Origin of the sequence: Natronomonas gomsonensis (assembly GCF_013391635.1) — an archaeon.
In the GTDB taxonomy this organism is placed as follows: Archaea; Halobacteriota; Halobacteria; order Halobacteriales; family Haloarculaceae; genus Natronomonas; species Natronomonas gomsonensis_A.
On sequence record NZ_JACAWU010000002.1, the window covers coordinates 1,582,943 to 1,595,568 of the forward strand.

At 64.4% G+C, this 12,626-nt stretch carries 19 protein-coding genes and 1 tRNA gene; 8 read left to right on the forward strand and 12 right to left on the reverse strand.

Annotated elements, in window-relative coordinates:
- Position 1 precedes the first annotated feature (1 nt).
- Complete coding sequence (locus HWX69_RS16700; protein ID WP_178918168.1) at positions 2–493, forward strand: CBS domain-containing protein; 492 nt, start codon at positions 2–4, stop codon at positions 491–493.
- A 7-nt stretch (positions 494–500) separates the two neighbouring features.
- Positions 501–701: a hypothetical protein gene (locus HWX69_RS16705; protein WP_178918169.1), complete on the forward strand. Its 201-nt coding sequence runs from the start codon at positions 501–503 to the stop codon at positions 699–701.
- On the opposite strand, the gene HWX69_RS16710 is transcribed toward HWX69_RS16705, so the two are convergent.
- Positions 688–1,104, reverse strand: a complete 417-nt coding sequence (locus HWX69_RS16710; RefSeq protein WP_178918170.1) for a type IV pilin domain-containing protein — start codon at positions 1,102–1,104, stop codon at positions 688–690. The two genes, HWX69_RS16705 and HWX69_RS16710, sit on opposite strands and share 14 nt — an antisense overlap.
- A 78-nt stretch (positions 1,105–1,182) precedes the next feature.
- Between HWX69_RS16710 and HWX69_RS16715 the strand changes: the two genes are divergently transcribed.
- Positions 1,183–2,100 (forward strand): DMT family transporter, encoded by a 918-nt coding sequence (locus HWX69_RS16715; protein WP_348643034.1) that lies wholly within the window; start codon positions 1,183–1,185, stop codon positions 2,098–2,100.
- Between the two features lie 15 nt (positions 2,101–2,115).
- Here the strand turns inward: HWX69_RS16715 and HWX69_RS16720 are convergent, their stop codons facing one another.
- Positions 2,116–2,349, reverse strand: coding sequence for a hypothetical protein (locus tag HWX69_RS16720; RefSeq protein WP_178918171.1), 234 nt, complete (start codon positions 2,347–2,349; stop codon positions 2,116–2,118).
- Positions 2,350–2,496: 147 nt separating this feature from the next.
- Positions 2,497–2,922: a hypothetical protein gene (locus HWX69_RS16725; RefSeq protein ID WP_178918172.1), complete on the reverse strand. Its 426-nt coding sequence runs from the start codon at positions 2,920–2,922 to the stop codon at positions 2,497–2,499.
- Positions 2,923–2,993: 71 nt separating this feature from the next.
- Here HWX69_RS16725 and HWX69_RS16730 point away from each other — a divergent pair, with 71 nt between their 5' ends.
- Positions 2,994–3,206, forward strand: a complete 213-nt coding sequence (locus HWX69_RS16730; RefSeq protein ID WP_178918173.1) for a DUF7543 family protein — start codon at positions 2,994–2,996, stop codon at positions 3,204–3,206.
- Here HWX69_RS16730 and HWX69_RS16735 read toward each other — a convergent pair.
- Positions 3,198–3,602 carry a hypothetical protein gene (locus tag HWX69_RS16735; RefSeq protein ID WP_178918174.1) on the reverse strand — a complete coding sequence of 135 codons (405 nt, stop codon included), beginning with the start codon at positions 3,600–3,602 and terminating at the stop codon, positions 3,198–3,200. The genes HWX69_RS16730 and HWX69_RS16735 overlap by 9 nt on opposite strands.
- Before the next feature lie 96 nt (positions 3,603–3,698).
- On the opposite strand from HWX69_RS16735, the gene HWX69_RS16740 reads away from it, so the two are divergent.
- The gene (locus HWX69_RS16740; protein WP_178918175.1) at positions 3,699–4,298 is read left to right on the forward strand and encodes a DUF7504 family protein; all 600 of its coding nucleotides are present in this window, start codon (positions 3,699–3,701) and stop codon (positions 4,296–4,298) included.
- Between the two features lie 5 nt (positions 4,299–4,303).
- Here the strand turns inward: HWX69_RS16740 and HWX69_RS16745 are convergent, their stop codons facing one another.
- On the reverse strand, positions 4,304–4,714 hold the full coding sequence (locus HWX69_RS16745) for an acyl-CoA thioesterase (protein WP_178918176.1): 411 nt from the start codon (positions 4,712–4,714) through the stop codon (positions 4,304–4,306).
- 85 nt (positions 4,715–4,799) lie between these two features.
- Here HWX69_RS16745 and HWX69_RS16750 point away from each other — a divergent pair, with 85 nt between their 5' ends.
- The gene (locus HWX69_RS16750; protein WP_178918177.1) at positions 4,800–5,012 is read left to right on the forward strand and encodes a hypothetical protein; all 213 of its coding nucleotides are present in this window, start codon (positions 4,800–4,802) and stop codon (positions 5,010–5,012) included.
- A 14-nt stretch (positions 5,013–5,026) separates the two neighbouring features.
- Here the strand turns inward: HWX69_RS16750 and HWX69_RS16755 are convergent, their stop codons facing one another.
- The 3 genes from HWX69_RS16755 to HWX69_RS16765 all read right to left on the reverse strand — a co-directional run bounded on the left by HWX69_RS16755 (position 5,027) and on the right by HWX69_RS16765 (position 6,538).
- Complete coding sequence (locus HWX69_RS16755) at positions 5,027–5,794, reverse strand: hypothetical protein (protein ID WP_178918178.1); 768 nt, start codon at positions 5,792–5,794, stop codon at positions 5,027–5,029.
- A gap of 91 nt (positions 5,795–5,885) precedes the next feature.
- Positions 5,886–6,317, reverse strand: coding sequence for a DoxX family protein (locus tag HWX69_RS16760; protein WP_246286528.1), 432 nt, complete (start codon positions 6,315–6,317; stop codon positions 5,886–5,888).
- Positions 6,318–6,405: 88 nt separating this feature from the next.
- Positions 6,406–6,538: transfer RNA gene (locus HWX69_RS16765), tRNA-Met, on the reverse strand.
- Positions 6,539–6,655: 117 nt separating this feature from the next.
- Here HWX69_RS16765 and HWX69_RS16770 point away from each other — a divergent pair.
- A complete protein-coding gene (locus HWX69_RS16770) occupies positions 6,656–7,633 on the forward strand; it encodes a DUF7115 domain-containing protein (RefSeq protein ID WP_178918179.1) in 978 nt (325 codons plus the stop codon).
- A 33-nt stretch (positions 7,634–7,666) separates the two neighbouring features.
- Here HWX69_RS16770 and HWX69_RS16775 read toward each other — a convergent pair whose 3' ends face one another.
- A complete protein-coding gene (locus HWX69_RS16775) occupies positions 7,667–8,071 on the reverse strand; it encodes a hypothetical protein (RefSeq protein WP_178918180.1) in 405 nt (134 codons plus the stop codon).
- Positions 8,072–8,115: 44 nt separating this feature from the next.
- Positions 8,116–8,478 (reverse strand): DUF5830 family protein, encoded by a 363-nt coding sequence (locus HWX69_RS16780; protein ID WP_178918181.1) that lies wholly within the window; start codon positions 8,476–8,478, stop codon positions 8,116–8,118.
- Positions 8,479–8,562: 84 nt separating this feature from the next.
- Between HWX69_RS16780 and HWX69_RS16785 the strand changes: the two genes are divergently transcribed.
- Positions 8,563–9,216, forward strand: a complete 654-nt coding sequence (locus HWX69_RS16785) for a TVP38/TMEM64 family protein (RefSeq protein WP_348643035.1) — start codon at positions 8,563–8,565, stop codon at positions 9,214–9,216.
- Here the strand turns inward: HWX69_RS16785 and HWX69_RS18320 are convergent.
- Positions 9,213–9,338 carry an HVO_2523 family zinc finger protein gene (locus tag HWX69_RS18320; protein WP_268105598.1) on the reverse strand — a complete coding sequence of 42 codons (126 nt, stop codon included), beginning with the start codon at positions 9,336–9,338 and terminating at the stop codon, positions 9,213–9,215. The two genes, HWX69_RS16785 and HWX69_RS18320, sit on opposite strands and share 4 nt — an antisense overlap.
- A 47-nt stretch (positions 9,339–9,385) precedes the next feature.
- Positions 9,386–12,532 carry an adenosylcobalamin-dependent ribonucleoside-diphosphate reductase gene (locus HWX69_RS16790; RefSeq protein WP_178918182.1) on the reverse strand — a complete coding sequence of 1,049 codons (3,147 nt, stop codon included), beginning with the start codon at positions 12,530–12,532 and terminating at the stop codon, positions 9,386–9,388.
- Between the last annotated feature and the right edge of the window lie 94 nt (positions 12,533–12,626).

Below are 12,626 nucleotides of genomic sequence, written 5' to 3' on the forward strand. Positions count from 1 at the left end.
CATGCAGGCCCGCGACATCATGACGCGCGACGTGGAGACGGTCTCCCCTGAGGACGACGTGAGCGAGGTGTTGACGCGACTCGCTCGCGCCGATTTCAACGGCTTCCCCGTCACCGAAGACGGCATCGTCGTCGGCATCGTCACGCAGGGGGATTTGGTCGATTTGTTCCAACCCTCAGACCGGACGCTGTGGATTCCCGTCGGCTTCCCGCCGTTTCTCGAATCGCTCACCTACGCTATCGACATCTCGTGGGACGACTTCGACGTCGGCGTCGACATGCTTCGGAACGCCGGCCGCCCGATTAGCGAGGTGATGACGACCGAAGTCGTGACCGTCGGCCCGAAGGCCGACGTCGACGAACTGCTCGCCCTCCTCGCCGACGAGGAACGCGACATCAACCGACTCCCGGTCGTCGACGAGGCCAACGCCCTCCTCGGCGTCGTCACTCGAGAGGACCTGCTTCGGGCGCTCCGGGACGAACGGGACGCCTGAGAACGCAATGGATTCGACTGGCGGGAGTCGAGAGCCGACCGACTGGCAACGCCGCATCACCCGTGGATTGGAGCTGCTAGGCGTGAGTATCGCCGTCCTCGCGGTGTTCGGGCTACTCGCCGTCGGCGTCGAAGCCGAATCCCCAATCGCCAGTGTGCTTGGGTTGATATTGGGTACGTTCCTGTTCGCGATGTTCACTCGACGCTGATTTCGAACGATTCCAGCACCCGAAACGACGGCTCCTCGCCGGTTCCGGTCCAGATTACGCGGACCGTCACGCCCGGTTCGACCCCCGTCAAACGGACGCTATCGCTCTCCTCGACCGGGAACGCCTCGTCCGCAGCAGCCCACGTCGTCGTCACTTCGGCCTCCGGCGACGACACCTCGAGTCGTGCGGTCTCTGCGGTCGTAAACGAGTCGCCGCCGGCGTGTGTCACCGTCACGGTGCCGTTGTCGTACTCGTGGGTGAACGACGCGTTCGGCGTCGGGTCGGTCAAATCGCCGACGAGCATCGACCCCGCGTAGGCACCGACTACCACGATGAGGACGACGAGAACGCCCGCAGCGACGAGTCGTAGTTTCGGGTTTCCACCGCCCACCTCCCTCTCCATATCACCTCCCGTCGGGCGACGAACTTACCTCTTACTCCATCCCGAAAACTTGAGGCCGACGGCCGACGCCGTTCCGTCGTGCGCTATCGAAACCTCCTGTTGTTCTGTGCGCTCGCCGCCGCGTGGGGGTCGGCGTTCATGGCCATCAAAGCGGGACTGGGCGAACCCGGAAGCCCAGCGTACTTTTTCGACGCGCCGGTGCTGTTCGCCGCCGTTCGCTACGACATCGCCGGACTCCTGATGCTCGGGTACGCCGCGTGGGCGGTCGACCGCTGGCGGCCCCGCGGCCGCTCGGAGTGGCTTCTCGTCGCCGTCGGGGCGGTGTTTCTCATCGCCGGATATCACGCGCTGTTGTTCATCGGCGAACGCGGGACGACGAGCGCCGCGGCGGCCGTCATCGTCTCGCTGTCGCCGGTCCTCACCACCGCCTTTGCCCGCGCTCTCCTCCCCGAAGAGCGACTCACCGTCGTCGGGTTGGTCGGGATGGTCCTCGGTCTCGTCGGCGTCGCGATTCTCGCCCGACCCGACCCGGCGAACCTCGTCGGGTCGCGGTTCGAGGCGCTCGTCTTCGGCGCTACGCTGTGTTTCGCCCTCGGGAGCGTCCTCACGCGTCGACTCGACACCGACCTCCCCATCGAGACGATGGAAGCGTGGTCGATGGTCGGCGGCGCCGCGTTGATGCACGCCCTCAGCGTCGGCCTCGGCGAATCAGTCTCCGGACTCCCACCGCTACGTGCGACGGTCGCGCTTGTGTATCTCGCCGTCGTCGCCAGCGCCGCCGGTTTTCTCATCTACTTCGACTTGCTCGAACGCCTCGGCCCCATCGAAATCAACCTCGTCTCCTACGTCGCGCCCGTCTTCGCCGCTCTCGCCGGCTTCCTCTTCCTTCAGGAAGTCATCGACGCACCGACCGTCGTCGGCTTCCTCGTCATCCTCGTCGGGTTTCTGCTCATCAAACGACGGGAAATCCGTGCCGAACTGAACCGACATCTGTGACCGGGTAACGACCCGTTACTGTCGGTAATCGTGGCCGACGACGACCGCAGCGACGTTGGCGACGACCAGGGCGGTGAACACGAAATAATCCGTCGGGCCGTCGAACCCGCTGGCGAAGAGCCCGAGCAGACAGAACGGCAGGAACACCGCACTCCAGAAGGCGAGGGCCTCCAGTGGCCCACTGAGGTACGACCGTGCCGACTTGACCACCCCAATCAGGGAGTCGTCGGGGAACGTGGAGGGACTCATCGTCTATCCAACAACACACGCGAAACCCACTAATAACCATGCGAATATTCCACACGTTTCACAGAGTGTGTGACCTTTCACGGACACGCCAGCGCAGGCGAGAGATTTTATCCGCGCCGCTGAAGCGGTCACGGACCGTCCGGTCCATCATCCGAGCATCGCGAGGTCGACCTCGTGAGGGCCCTCCGGCGTTCGGATGGTCGTCGTCTCGCGGAGGCGGTCGCGGACGGCGCGTCGCCACGCCGCAACCGCCCGTTCGTGGTATTCGCGGTGGGTCTCGGGAGCGTACGTTCGCTCGGGGTGTGAGCGGAGGGCGTCTTCGGTTCGGTCCGCCGTCGGGAACGCGGGCACGGAGTCGACGAACACCTCCGGCGGCAGGTGAAGCGGCGCCGGGTCGTCGTACTCCCGTTCGGTGCCCGCGAGGTGCAGTCGGGCGCGCATCCGGCCGCTGAACGGCGGCGTCACCCGGAGAACCGCTCCTGCGTCGCGGCGCTCGTTGGCTTCGAGTGCGGCCACCACGTCGTCGGTCGTCACCGCGAGCGTACGTATCGATGTCGGGTCGTCGGTCGCCACGGCGGAAAACGGACCCGAGCGCCAATGAGCGTGTCGGCGGACTTTTCTCCGCCGACGGACGATTCGGCCCCATGGACTGGACTCACGAGGAGCGAGACGACGGTACCGTCTGGAGCCGAAGCGACCGCAACGCCTTCGTCCGCCTTCGACACACCGCCGACGACCGATGGGCAGTGACCCTCGACAGACTCGAACAGGCCCCCGACGGGGAGACGTACCGCCACGAGACCTTCGAGGACCGCGAAGCGGCCGAAGCTCAAGCCGAGGAGTGGCGCTCAGCGTAGCGGCCCGATGACATCCGTGACGGCCTCGGCAGAGCAGTCAGGGTCCAACGCGATGTACAGCCCAGTCGTCTCGCCAAGCAGTCTGAGCAGCGTCAACTCCTCGGTGTGAGTGACCAACGAGGTGACGTGGCCGGCGTTCGGCAACAGCGTGTTCTCGTAGGTGTCACGTTCCATGAAGTCCATGTGCAGGTGGTCCAACACGCGTGCGTAGTGCTCACGGAGGTGCTCTTCGTCGCGATACATCTCGACGATGTCGTCGTGGACGTAGAGGATGTTGTACTCGTTCTGTGAGAACTCCATGAACGACTGGACGCCGTCACCACAGACGTCTCGCACTCGTTCGAGTGCGGCCTCGGCGTCGAACTCCGCCAACTCCGAATCGCCCGTCAGTGCCATGGGTGCCACTCGATAGCGACCGACTAAAACGGTTGGTTGACGACCCGCATCCATGTCGGCCCAATCGTTTTTATTCGATGCCGACCGAGGGCCAGCATGTCATCAGCGGGAGCACTCGACGACATCGCTGACGTGTCGAACGTGCTCGTTCTCGGGCCAAGTGTCGACGAATCCGTCGACATCGGCTGTAAGCGCCTCCTGAGGGCCGGTGACGAGGAGGCGGTACTCGTCGTGAGTTTCATGTTGTCACCCAAACAGTGGGTCGACAGCTGGATTGAACGCGTCGGCGACCTCCCCGAGGAACTCGTCGTCGTCACGACGAGCGACGCCTTCACCCAACCGGGAGAGACCGAAGACGACCTCCCCGACTCCGTGACCGTCGAGTACCTCTCCAGTCCGGGCGACCTCACGGGCATCGGGATGGTCGTCAGCAAGTACCTCGAACGCTGGCACGAAGCCGACCGAGAGATGGCCCTCTGTTTCGACTCGCTGACCACGCTGTTGCAGTACGGCGAGACCCACAGCATCTACCGCTTCCTCCATCTCATCACGACGCGCATCTCCGGCGCCGACGCCCGCGCACACTTCCACCTCGACCCCGACACCCAGGACAAACAGACCGTCTCGACGATTACCTCGACGTTTCAGGCAGTCGCCCGCCACACCGATTCGGGCTGGGAAGTCAAGCGTCGCTGAGAATCTCAGAGTCCGGGTTCGAACTCGCGGAACGCTTCTCGCCACGACTCGGGGACCGGTCTCGTTCCCGTCTCGTCGACGACTACCAGCGTCGTCTCTCCGGTCGCCGCGGGGTCGTCGGCGCCGCCGGCGTACACCCGATAGCCCATCCGGAAACTGGATTCCCCGATGTCGGTGACGCCACAGTCGATTCGAACCGACTCGTCGTCGAGGACGATTGCCCGCCGGAAATCCATCTCTATCGAGGCCAGCACCATCCCCAACTCGTCGAAAGCGACGCCGAGGACTTCCTCGAAGTATTCGATGCGCGCCTGTTCGAGGTACGTCCCGTAGACGGCGTTGTTGACGTGTTCGAGCGTGTCGAGGTCTCGGTACCTGACGGGCAACTCGACGTGAAACGGGAACTCTCGGTCCATACGCACGCCCCGTCCGTGTCGCCGAAGGGCGTTTCGCTTCCGTCGGTGTCGGTACGCTCATTGTGTTCGACCGACCAACACGTCTATGGCCCGGCTCCTGCGGGATTCGCTGTACGGCCTCCTCATCGTCGCCTGCGTCGTGGCGACGCTACTGGCGGTCGTCGCCTTCGTCGCACCCACGGTTCTCCCGGCACCGTTTGCGGCCGCCGCGGGTAGCAACCTCTGGATAGTCGCCACCGCCGCCCTCACCATCCTCGGCGTCATGTTCCTGTTGTTGGTGATGCGGGCGCTCATCTAACCCACACATCGATATCATTCCTCGGCCCATTCCGGTCGTTCGACCGTCGTCTCGTCGACATCGGTGTATCGAACCCGTCGTTCGACGGTCAACGTCTCACCGGTCTCGTTTCCGGGACCTCGCTGGATGAGTCGATACTCGTGGACGAAGCCCTCCGAATCGACGCTGCCGCTGAACTCGGCGTGCTGGAGTTCTGATACGTGCTGTCTCGGGCCGAGGTAGCCGTATCGGTTGTGAAAGTCCGTCGACTGAACGTAGTAGAGGGTCTTCCCGTTCAGTTCGGTCCCCCCGCTGACGGTCGTCGTGAACGAGTCCAGAATCGGACGGAGGGAGTCGGTCTGTGTCGACCGAGTCACGTATTCGCTCAGCGGACTCTCCGCGGAGAACGGCTCCACCACCCGTCCATCGTCGGTTTGGCGGGCGGACCACCCGTTCTCTCCGTCGAAGTACAGCGCGACATCGGGCCGGGATTCGTTTCCAGTCGAGTCGTAGCGTTCGGTCTCGTAGGCGCTGAATCCCGATGCGACCGCCGTCCGAGACCGTCGTTCTTCGAGGACGGTCCCGTTTTCGTGGATAACCGTTTCAGTCGTGACGACTGTAAAGGAGTGGTTTTCGAGGAAATCGCCGTGGGCATCCGTCAGTGCGTCGGGGTCCTCGATGCCGGTTTCGGAGAGCCCCGGCGCGACCGGTTCGGGTTCGGATTCCCCGTCGGGACCCACCATCGAACACCCCGAGATGGAGACCGACAGACACAGGACGGCGAGGAGGGCGATGCGTTTCATACACCAACTATTCAGCACGCCCTACGTAAAAAAAAACATCGCCAGTCATCGAAGCCGATGCAGTGGTAGTTTCGGCCGCCCGCGACGACTGTTACAGCGCCTCTTCGGGCGGCGACTGCGTGTACCACCACGCCCACGCGATGAGGACGGCCTGCAGCGGGAGTCTACCCCATCGGACGAGTTGGGAGGGGTCGCCGCCACCGGGTGTACCCTCGATGACCACGCCGTGGGTCGCCATGTAGATGTTCGCCGGGAAGATTGCCACGAGTAGCGCGACGGTTCCCCACGCCGCGATGCGACGCGTTCGTGGAACCAACACGCCGACGCCGACGAGGATTTCGGCGATACCGGAGAGATAGACGAGTTCGAGCCGAAACGGGAGCGTGGGCGGCACTATTTGGACGTACAACTCCGGAACGACGAAGTGCAGGATCCCTGCGACGATGTAGGCAGGTCCCATCACGTACAGAAGCGGCCGTTTCAGTCGTCGAAGCGCCCGCGGCAGGTCGCGTCCGTCGCTCATTCCGCGTATGTAATCGGGTTGTCGGGTTAACAGTACCGTCTCGGTGCGCAAAGCGGCGGCTGTTCGACGTGAGTTCTCGAAATAGGAGTGCCCGGGGAGGGCTCCGAACCCTCGATCTCCGCATGTCCCAGGAACGAGACGTAGGCACCGTCTCAGGACATCGCGGGTACCGCCTCGTAACCCTATGAGTGCGGCGCTATGTCCAGCTAAGCCACCCGGGCTCACTTCCTCGTTGCCCGCTTTCGCCCTTCAACCTTCCTATCTCCGTCGGGTGGTTGTGCGGGTCAGTGGCGTAGTTAGCCAGCGGTTTTAAGCTACCGTGCGGGGACACCACACGCATGGACGAGCTTCCGGCGCTGGTAACCGAGGCCGTCGGCGACGCTGCGGTCATTGGAACCGTCGACGTCGGCGGTGGAGACGCCGTCGTCGTCACCCCCGAGGCGACGCACGTGTATCGTTCCGAGGGGCTGCTGTCCGACGAATCACTCGACAGCTACGACCACGACGTCGAACGCTTCGCCGTCGACGCCGGCCGGCGCAAATCGACGGTTCGACTCGACGGCATCGACGGCGAACGGAGCTTCACCGTTCCCGGAAGCGTCGCCGACGGCGTCATCGAGGCCGTCCTCGAAGGCGTTCTCAGAGCGACCGGCGTCGTCGCCGCGGACGAAACCGTCGACGCGACGTTTCGATTCAGCGAACTCACCCTCGTCGTCACCGACAGACAACTGCTGAAACACGTCGGTAGCGCGGTCTGGGACGAAGAGTTCGAGGCGTTCCACTACGAGGACCTCGCCGACCTCGACTTCGAGGAGGGAAGCGTCGCCACACAGGTCGTCGTCGAGGCCGACGGCCGGAAACAGCGGGTCAAAGTACCAAACGAACACGCCGGCCGCGTCCGCGAGGACGTACAGAGCGCCGTCTTCGAGTTCCACGGTGTCTCCTCGCTCGGCGGGCTTCGAGCCGCCCTCGAGGACGGGTCCGACGACGAGACCGACCGCGACGAAGGGACCGACCCGAACGAAGACGAGGGGGCCGACGACTCCGACGCGTCGGAAGGTGGCTTCGTCTCTGCCGACTGGTCGCCACCGGCCGACCAGGACGTGACCGGCAGTCGAGGAATCGATACCGCGGAATCGGGTGACGAAGACGAGTCGCCCGACGACACCCAGCCGAAGGCAACCGAAGTCGATACCGAGGAGCTCGCAGACGAGGTCGAAGCCCTCAGGGAGACCGTCGAGTACCAGACCGAGTTGCTCGAATCTCAACAGGAGACCATCGAACAGCTCGTCGACGAACTCCGACGGGGACGGTAGGCTGTTGGTCGAACTGGTCTCCGAGACGTTCGGTTACTCGAACAACTGCGGCCCCCAGATGTCAGCCACGAAGGCGACGAGGTAGGCGGCTCCCAACAGCAGCGCACTCGGGAAGGGGTCGCTGCCCGAAAGCTCCAATCCAGCGACGACGACCACCGCCGTACCGACGATACCGAGAGCGAAAACTGCGACGACGAAGACGAAGCAGAACTCGCCGAGTCGTCCCAGCGACCACGGTCCCGCCACGAACGGGTAGGCACTTCCGACGGCGAGCGTCCCGGCGAGTAGCGTCACACTCGAGGGCGTGAGAGGCGACCCGAGTAGCTCGTTGCCGACCGAAAGTGCCGGATACCACAGCACACCAAGGACGGCGCTCGCGAGCAGTACGTCGACTGTCGCACCGAGCCACGAGTTGCGCTGGAAGGGGAGGGCGGACATAACAGCGAGTAGCAATCCCAGCGTCGAATCAGTTGTGGTGGAAGTCACTCCCGGCCGGTCACTTTCCGGATGCACGAGGACCCGAACGGCCCATGTTCGCCGGCCTGTAACTTCATGAAGTAGCCCGTCGAGATGGACGCCCCACAGCGCTGGCAGTCGAACTCCCCCTCCCGGGAGACGACTTCGCTTTCGAAACTGAGAAACCGGCCGGCAGTAGGTTTGATCGTGTCGCCGTCGCGGGTTATGTGACCCCTCTTTTCGGCCTCCTCGAGGATGGCTCGCGTCGTTTCGGGGTGGGTGGTAATCGTCTCGATGCGGTCGATAAGTTCAGCCAGCGACAGCTCCTCGTGTTCGAGGCGGGCGAGCAACTGCACCCCGAGTTCGACGGGGTCGTCGTCGCGGCTCACGGAGACTCCTCGGCGGCGTCGAAATAAAAACGACCGGGTAATCCGACCACAAGAGGTTTGTTCACCCGGTGGCTTCCCGCCGACGTGAAGCGTGCGACTGCCCGTCAGGTGGCCGGCATCGCCGTCGTCTGTGTCGTCGCCGGCACCGCCGCCCTGACGGTCCCCCCAGAGCGGCTGTTCGTCCACGCCGAGTCCCTCGCCTCGCGACCCGTGATTCTCGGCATCGCGCTCCTCGTGCTGTATCTCGTTCGCCCGCTGTTGGCGTGGCCCATCAGCGCGCTGTCGATACTCCTCGGCTACCTCTACGGGCCGACGGCGATTCCGGTCGCCCTCGCCGGTGCGGTCGTGACGACGCTTCCCGCCTACGCGCTGGCGGGGTATCTCGGCCACGACGCCGGCCTGCTGGCCCGCGTCGGCGACGCAGGGGGCGCTGTCCGGAAGACCGCCGGCGACCTCCGCGGCGTCATCGCGGTTCGACTCGCCCCGCTGCCGACCGACCCCGTCTCCTACGGCGCGGGACTGGCCGAGGTGCCGCTGCGTCCCTACATTCTGGGGACTGCCATCGGCGAAGCGCCGTGGGTCGTCGCCGCCGTCTTGCTCGGCGCCTCCGCCGGCGAGTTGACCGCCGCCGGAAGCGCCGCCGACCCGCTCGTCGTCGTCACCGCCGTCGCGCTTGCGGCACTGCTCGTCCTTTCGGGGCCGGCCTACAGGCGCCTCTCGGACGGAACGGCGTTCTAGAACGTGAAGGGGTCCGAACAGTCGACGACGACGCCGTGTTGCGGGCAGACGTACTTGCAGTGACGCTTGTACATCGGCGTCTCACACATCGGACACCGTCGACCGCTTCGGTCGCCGTCCATACGAAATCGGGGGGCGACGACCTCAAAAAGGCTCCGTAGCGTCTACGTCAGCACTCCGACCAGCCACAGGACTCACACGTCTTACAGCCCTCGGAGTAGTACAGCGTCATACTGCTGCACTCGGGGCACTCGGGGGATTCCCCGGCGTCGATGAGCGACTGCGTGTCGGAGGCGTCGTCGTTCGGCGAGGCCTTCGACTCCATCTCGGGGGCGGCACTCGCCGCACCGCCGTCGGTCTCGGGCGCTTCGCGCGGTTCTCGCTCGGCTTGCTCTTCGGCCTGCTGGGCCGTCTGGTCGAGCGTGGCCTGGTCGGGGTAGGCCTTGTCCACGTCGCCGTCGAGGTAGCGGCGCATCGCCGTCCCGATGGCGTCGGGGATGGAGTTAATCTGCTCGCCTTTGTCCCAGGCGACCTTCGGCGACCGGATGCCCTGCAGTTCGTCGGCGATCTCTTCGGGGTCGACACCCGAGCGCAGCGCCGTCGAAATGGTCTTCGCCAGCGCCTCGGTGAAAGAGGCGGTGAAGCCGCCGGAGTTGCCGATGTTGGCGAACAACTCGAAGGGCCGCTCCTGGGCGGGGTCCTCGTTGATGTTGACGTACAGTTTGCCGTAGCCGGTGTCGATGCGCTGGGTGACGCCGTGGAGTACGTCGGGGCGGGGCTGTTTCTCTCCGAACTCGCCCGACTCGATGTCGAGCAGCGACTCCACGTCGGACTCGAGTGCCGCACGGACCTCTTCGTTGTCGAGGAAGCCCTCGATGCCGCCGAACAGTTCCTCGATGTTCTCGACGATGGCCGCGGCGGCCTCGTCTTCGTTCAAGTCGGAGAACTCGGCGTTCTTCGCACGGGTCGTCAACACCTGCTTCGAGCGGGTGCCGTCGCGGTAGTAGGTGACGCCCTTCCCGCCGTGTTCGTAGATGTACTCGAACACTTCCTTCGCGTCCTCGACCGTGGAGTCGTTGGGCGCGTTGACCGTCTTCGAGATGGCCGAGTCGACGCCCTTCTGACAGGCGACCTGCACGCCGGCGTGTTCCTTCGCCGAAAGGGCGCCGGTCGTCACGAACAGTTCGCCGACCGCGTCGGGAACCGTCGAGAGCCCGTCGACGCCGTCGAAGGCGTTGTTCGCCATCTGCTCTTGGGCCTCCTGCTTGACGGCGTCGACGTCGATGTCGTTCTCCTCCAGCACGCGGAGGAAGTAGTCGTCGAACTCCACGAGCATCTCGTCGCCCTGGACGTCGTCGGAGACGTTCTTGTAGAAGGCGACGTTGTAAATCGGCTCACAGCCACCGGTCGTGTTGCCGATCATCGACGTCGTGCCGGTCGGCGCGATGGTCGTCGTGTTGTGGTTGCGGATGGCGAAACCGTCTTCCCACTCGTCGGCGTCGAGACCGGTCTGTTTCTCGAACCACTCTCGGTACTCCGTGGGGTTGGCGTACTTGGAGTTGTCCCACTCGTCGAAGGCGCCGCGCTGTTCGGCCAGTTCGTGGGAGGCCCACTTCGAACCGTGGTTGATGTGGGTCATCAACTGGCGGGCGACCTCGTTGCCCTCCTCGCTCCCGTAGCGGATGCCGAGTTGGATGTACAACTGCGCCAGCCCCATGATGCCGAGACCGATTTTCCGCATCTCCCGTACCTTCTCCTCGATTTTCGGCACCGGGAAGTCCGACATCGTGACGACGTTCTCGAGGAACCGCGTCCCGAGTTCGATGCGTCGGTCGAACTCCTCGAAGTCGATAGATTCCTCGAGGAACGCCTCGACGGCAGCCTCGGTCGAGTCGTACTCGTCGGCGTGTTCGGCGTGCCAGACGCGCCAGTCCGGCGTTTCGAGGTCCGCCAGCGTCGAGAGGTTGATGTGACCGAGGTTACAGGCCTCGTACTCCTCCAGGGGCTGTTCGCCACAGGGGTTCGTCGCGAGGATGCGGTGGTCGGGGTGTTTCTCCACGTCGAAGGAGTGCTGTTTGTTCACCCGTTCGAGGTAGATGACGCCCGGTTCGCCGTTCTCGTGGGCACCCTCGACGATGTGGTTCCACAGTTTCTCGGCGGGGACCGACAGCACCTCGCCGACCTCGACGTGTTCGCCCAGACCGAACATGTCGTACAGTTCCTTCGTCTCGGGAGTGGCGACGTGGGGTTCGCCGGTTCGGGGGTTCGTGAACGTGAACTCCTCGCCGTTTTTCACACACTCCATGAAATCGTCGGTGATGCCGACGGAGATGTTGAAGTTCGAGAGGTGGCCTTCGACGGCGTTGCGGAGGTGTTTGGGGACGCGGCCCTCGTCGTCGATGAGTTCGCGGGCCTCTTCGAGCGCTTCGGCGAAGGAGTTGTGCGTGAAGTCGTCGGGGTCGTTGAGTCGAAGCGTCTCGGCGAGGGAGACGTCCTTGTTCTTCGCGTGGAGGAACTGAATCACGTCGGGGTGTGAGACGCGCATGACGCCCATCTGGGCGCCTCGGCGGGCACCACCCTGCGCGATGGTCTCACACATCTGGTCGTACGTTCGCATGAACGTAATCGGGCCGCTGGCGATGCCACCGGTGGAGCCGACGGCGTCGCCGTATGGGCGGAGCCGCCAGAAGGCGTACCCCATGCCACCGCCGCTCTGGAACACCTGTGCGGCCTCCTTTGCGGTCTGGTGGATGTCGTCGATGTCGTCCTCCGGAGAGTCGACGAAACACGCCGAGAGCTGCTGGAGTTCGTCGCCGGCGTTCATCAGCGTCGGCGAGTTCGGCATGAAGGAAAGCATCTCCATGGCCTCCTGGAACTCGTCGGCTTTCTCCTCGACGTGGCTCCGGATGTCCTCGGGGAGTTCGGGGACCAGCGTCTCGTAGGCGAACTTGTTGACGTTGTAGATTGAGAGCTCCGTCTCGACTTCGTCACCGACCGAAACGCCCTTGCCGAACACTTCCTCCGCGAGTTCGTCGCGGCGTGGATGGTCGGGTTTGAGTTGCTCCGGCGTGACCGTCACGTCGACATCGCGTTTCTCGGCCTCGAAGACGGCCTCGGCGAGGGCGATGTTCTTGCCGACCCGCTCGAAGAGGTCCTCCTGCTGTTCGACGGGGTCGCCGTTGGCGTCCTTCCGGAGATAGCGCGCCGGCAGGATGTTGTGATAGGCGTTGCCGGTGAGGCGCTCCTCGAGCGTGTCGCCTTCGGTTCGCTTCACCGGAAGCGTCAGTTCGTCCGCGGAGAGGTCCGCCCCGGACATCACTCGGCCCCCCGTGTGAAAGTAGTCGGTTCCCCTACAGTTCCGTCAGCAGCGAGATGGGTGGTGCAAATCGTCATGGTAGCGTGTTCGTGCT

What these genes read in the sequence shown, in the direction of transcription:
- HWX69_RS16730 (WP_178918173.1), top strand. Translation starts at nt 2,994, where the DNA reads ATGGACTGGACTCACGAGGAGCGAGACGACGGTACCGTCTGGAGCCGA.
- HWX69_RS18320 (WP_268105598.1), bottom strand. Translation starts at nt 9,338, where the DNA reads ATGGACGGCGACCGAAGCGGTCGACGGTGTCCGATGTGTGAGACGCCG.
- HWX69_RS16760 (WP_246286528.1), bottom strand. Translation starts at nt 6,317, where the DNA reads ATGAGCGACGGACGCGACCTGCCGCGGGCGCTTCGACGACTGAAACGG.
- HWX69_RS16735 (WP_178918174.1), bottom strand. Translation starts at nt 3,602, where the DNA reads ATGGCACTGACGGGCGATTCGGAGTTGGCGGAGTTCGACGCCGAGGCC.
- HWX69_RS16745 (WP_178918176.1), bottom strand. Translation starts at nt 4,714, where the DNA reads ATGGACCGAGAGTTCCCGTTTCACGTCGAGTTGCCCGTCAGGTACCGA.
- HWX69_RS16770 (WP_178918179.1), top strand. Translation starts at nt 6,656, where the DNA reads ATGGACGAGCTTCCGGCGCTGGTAACCGAGGCCGTCGGCGACGCTGCG.
- HWX69_RS16705 (WP_178918169.1), top strand. Translation starts at nt 501, where the DNA reads ATGGATTCGACTGGCGGGAGTCGAGAGCCGACCGACTGGCAACGCCGC.
- HWX69_RS16775 (WP_178918180.1), bottom strand. Translation starts at nt 8,071, where the DNA reads ATGTCCGCCCTCCCCTTCCAGCGCAACTCGTGGCTCGGTGCGACAGTC.
- HWX69_RS16710 (WP_178918170.1), bottom strand. Translation starts at nt 1,104, where the DNA reads ATGGAGAGGGAGGTGGGCGGTGGAAACCCGAAACTACGACTCGTCGCT.
- HWX69_RS16740 (WP_178918175.1), top strand. Translation starts at nt 3,699, where the DNA reads ATGTCATCAGCGGGAGCACTCGACGACATCGCTGACGTGTCGAACGTG.
- HWX69_RS16720 (WP_178918171.1), bottom strand. Translation starts at nt 2,349, where the DNA reads ATGAGTCCCTCCACGTTCCCCGACGACTCCCTGATTGGGGTGGTCAAG.
- HWX69_RS16700 (WP_178918168.1), top strand. Translation starts at nt 2, where the DNA reads ATGCAGGCCCGCGACATCATGACGCGCGACGTGGAGACGGTCTCCCCT.
- HWX69_RS16750 (WP_178918177.1), top strand. Translation starts at nt 4,800, where the DNA reads ATGGCCCGGCTCCTGCGGGATTCGCTGTACGGCCTCCTCATCGTCGCC.
- HWX69_RS16790 (WP_178918182.1), bottom strand. Translation starts at nt 12,532, where the DNA reads ATGTCCGGGGCGGACCTCTCCGCGGACGAACTGACGCTTCCGGTGAAG.
- HWX69_RS16755 (WP_178918178.1), bottom strand. Translation starts at nt 5,794, where the DNA reads ATGAAACGCATCGCCCTCCTCGCCGTCCTGTGTCTGTCGGTCTCCATC.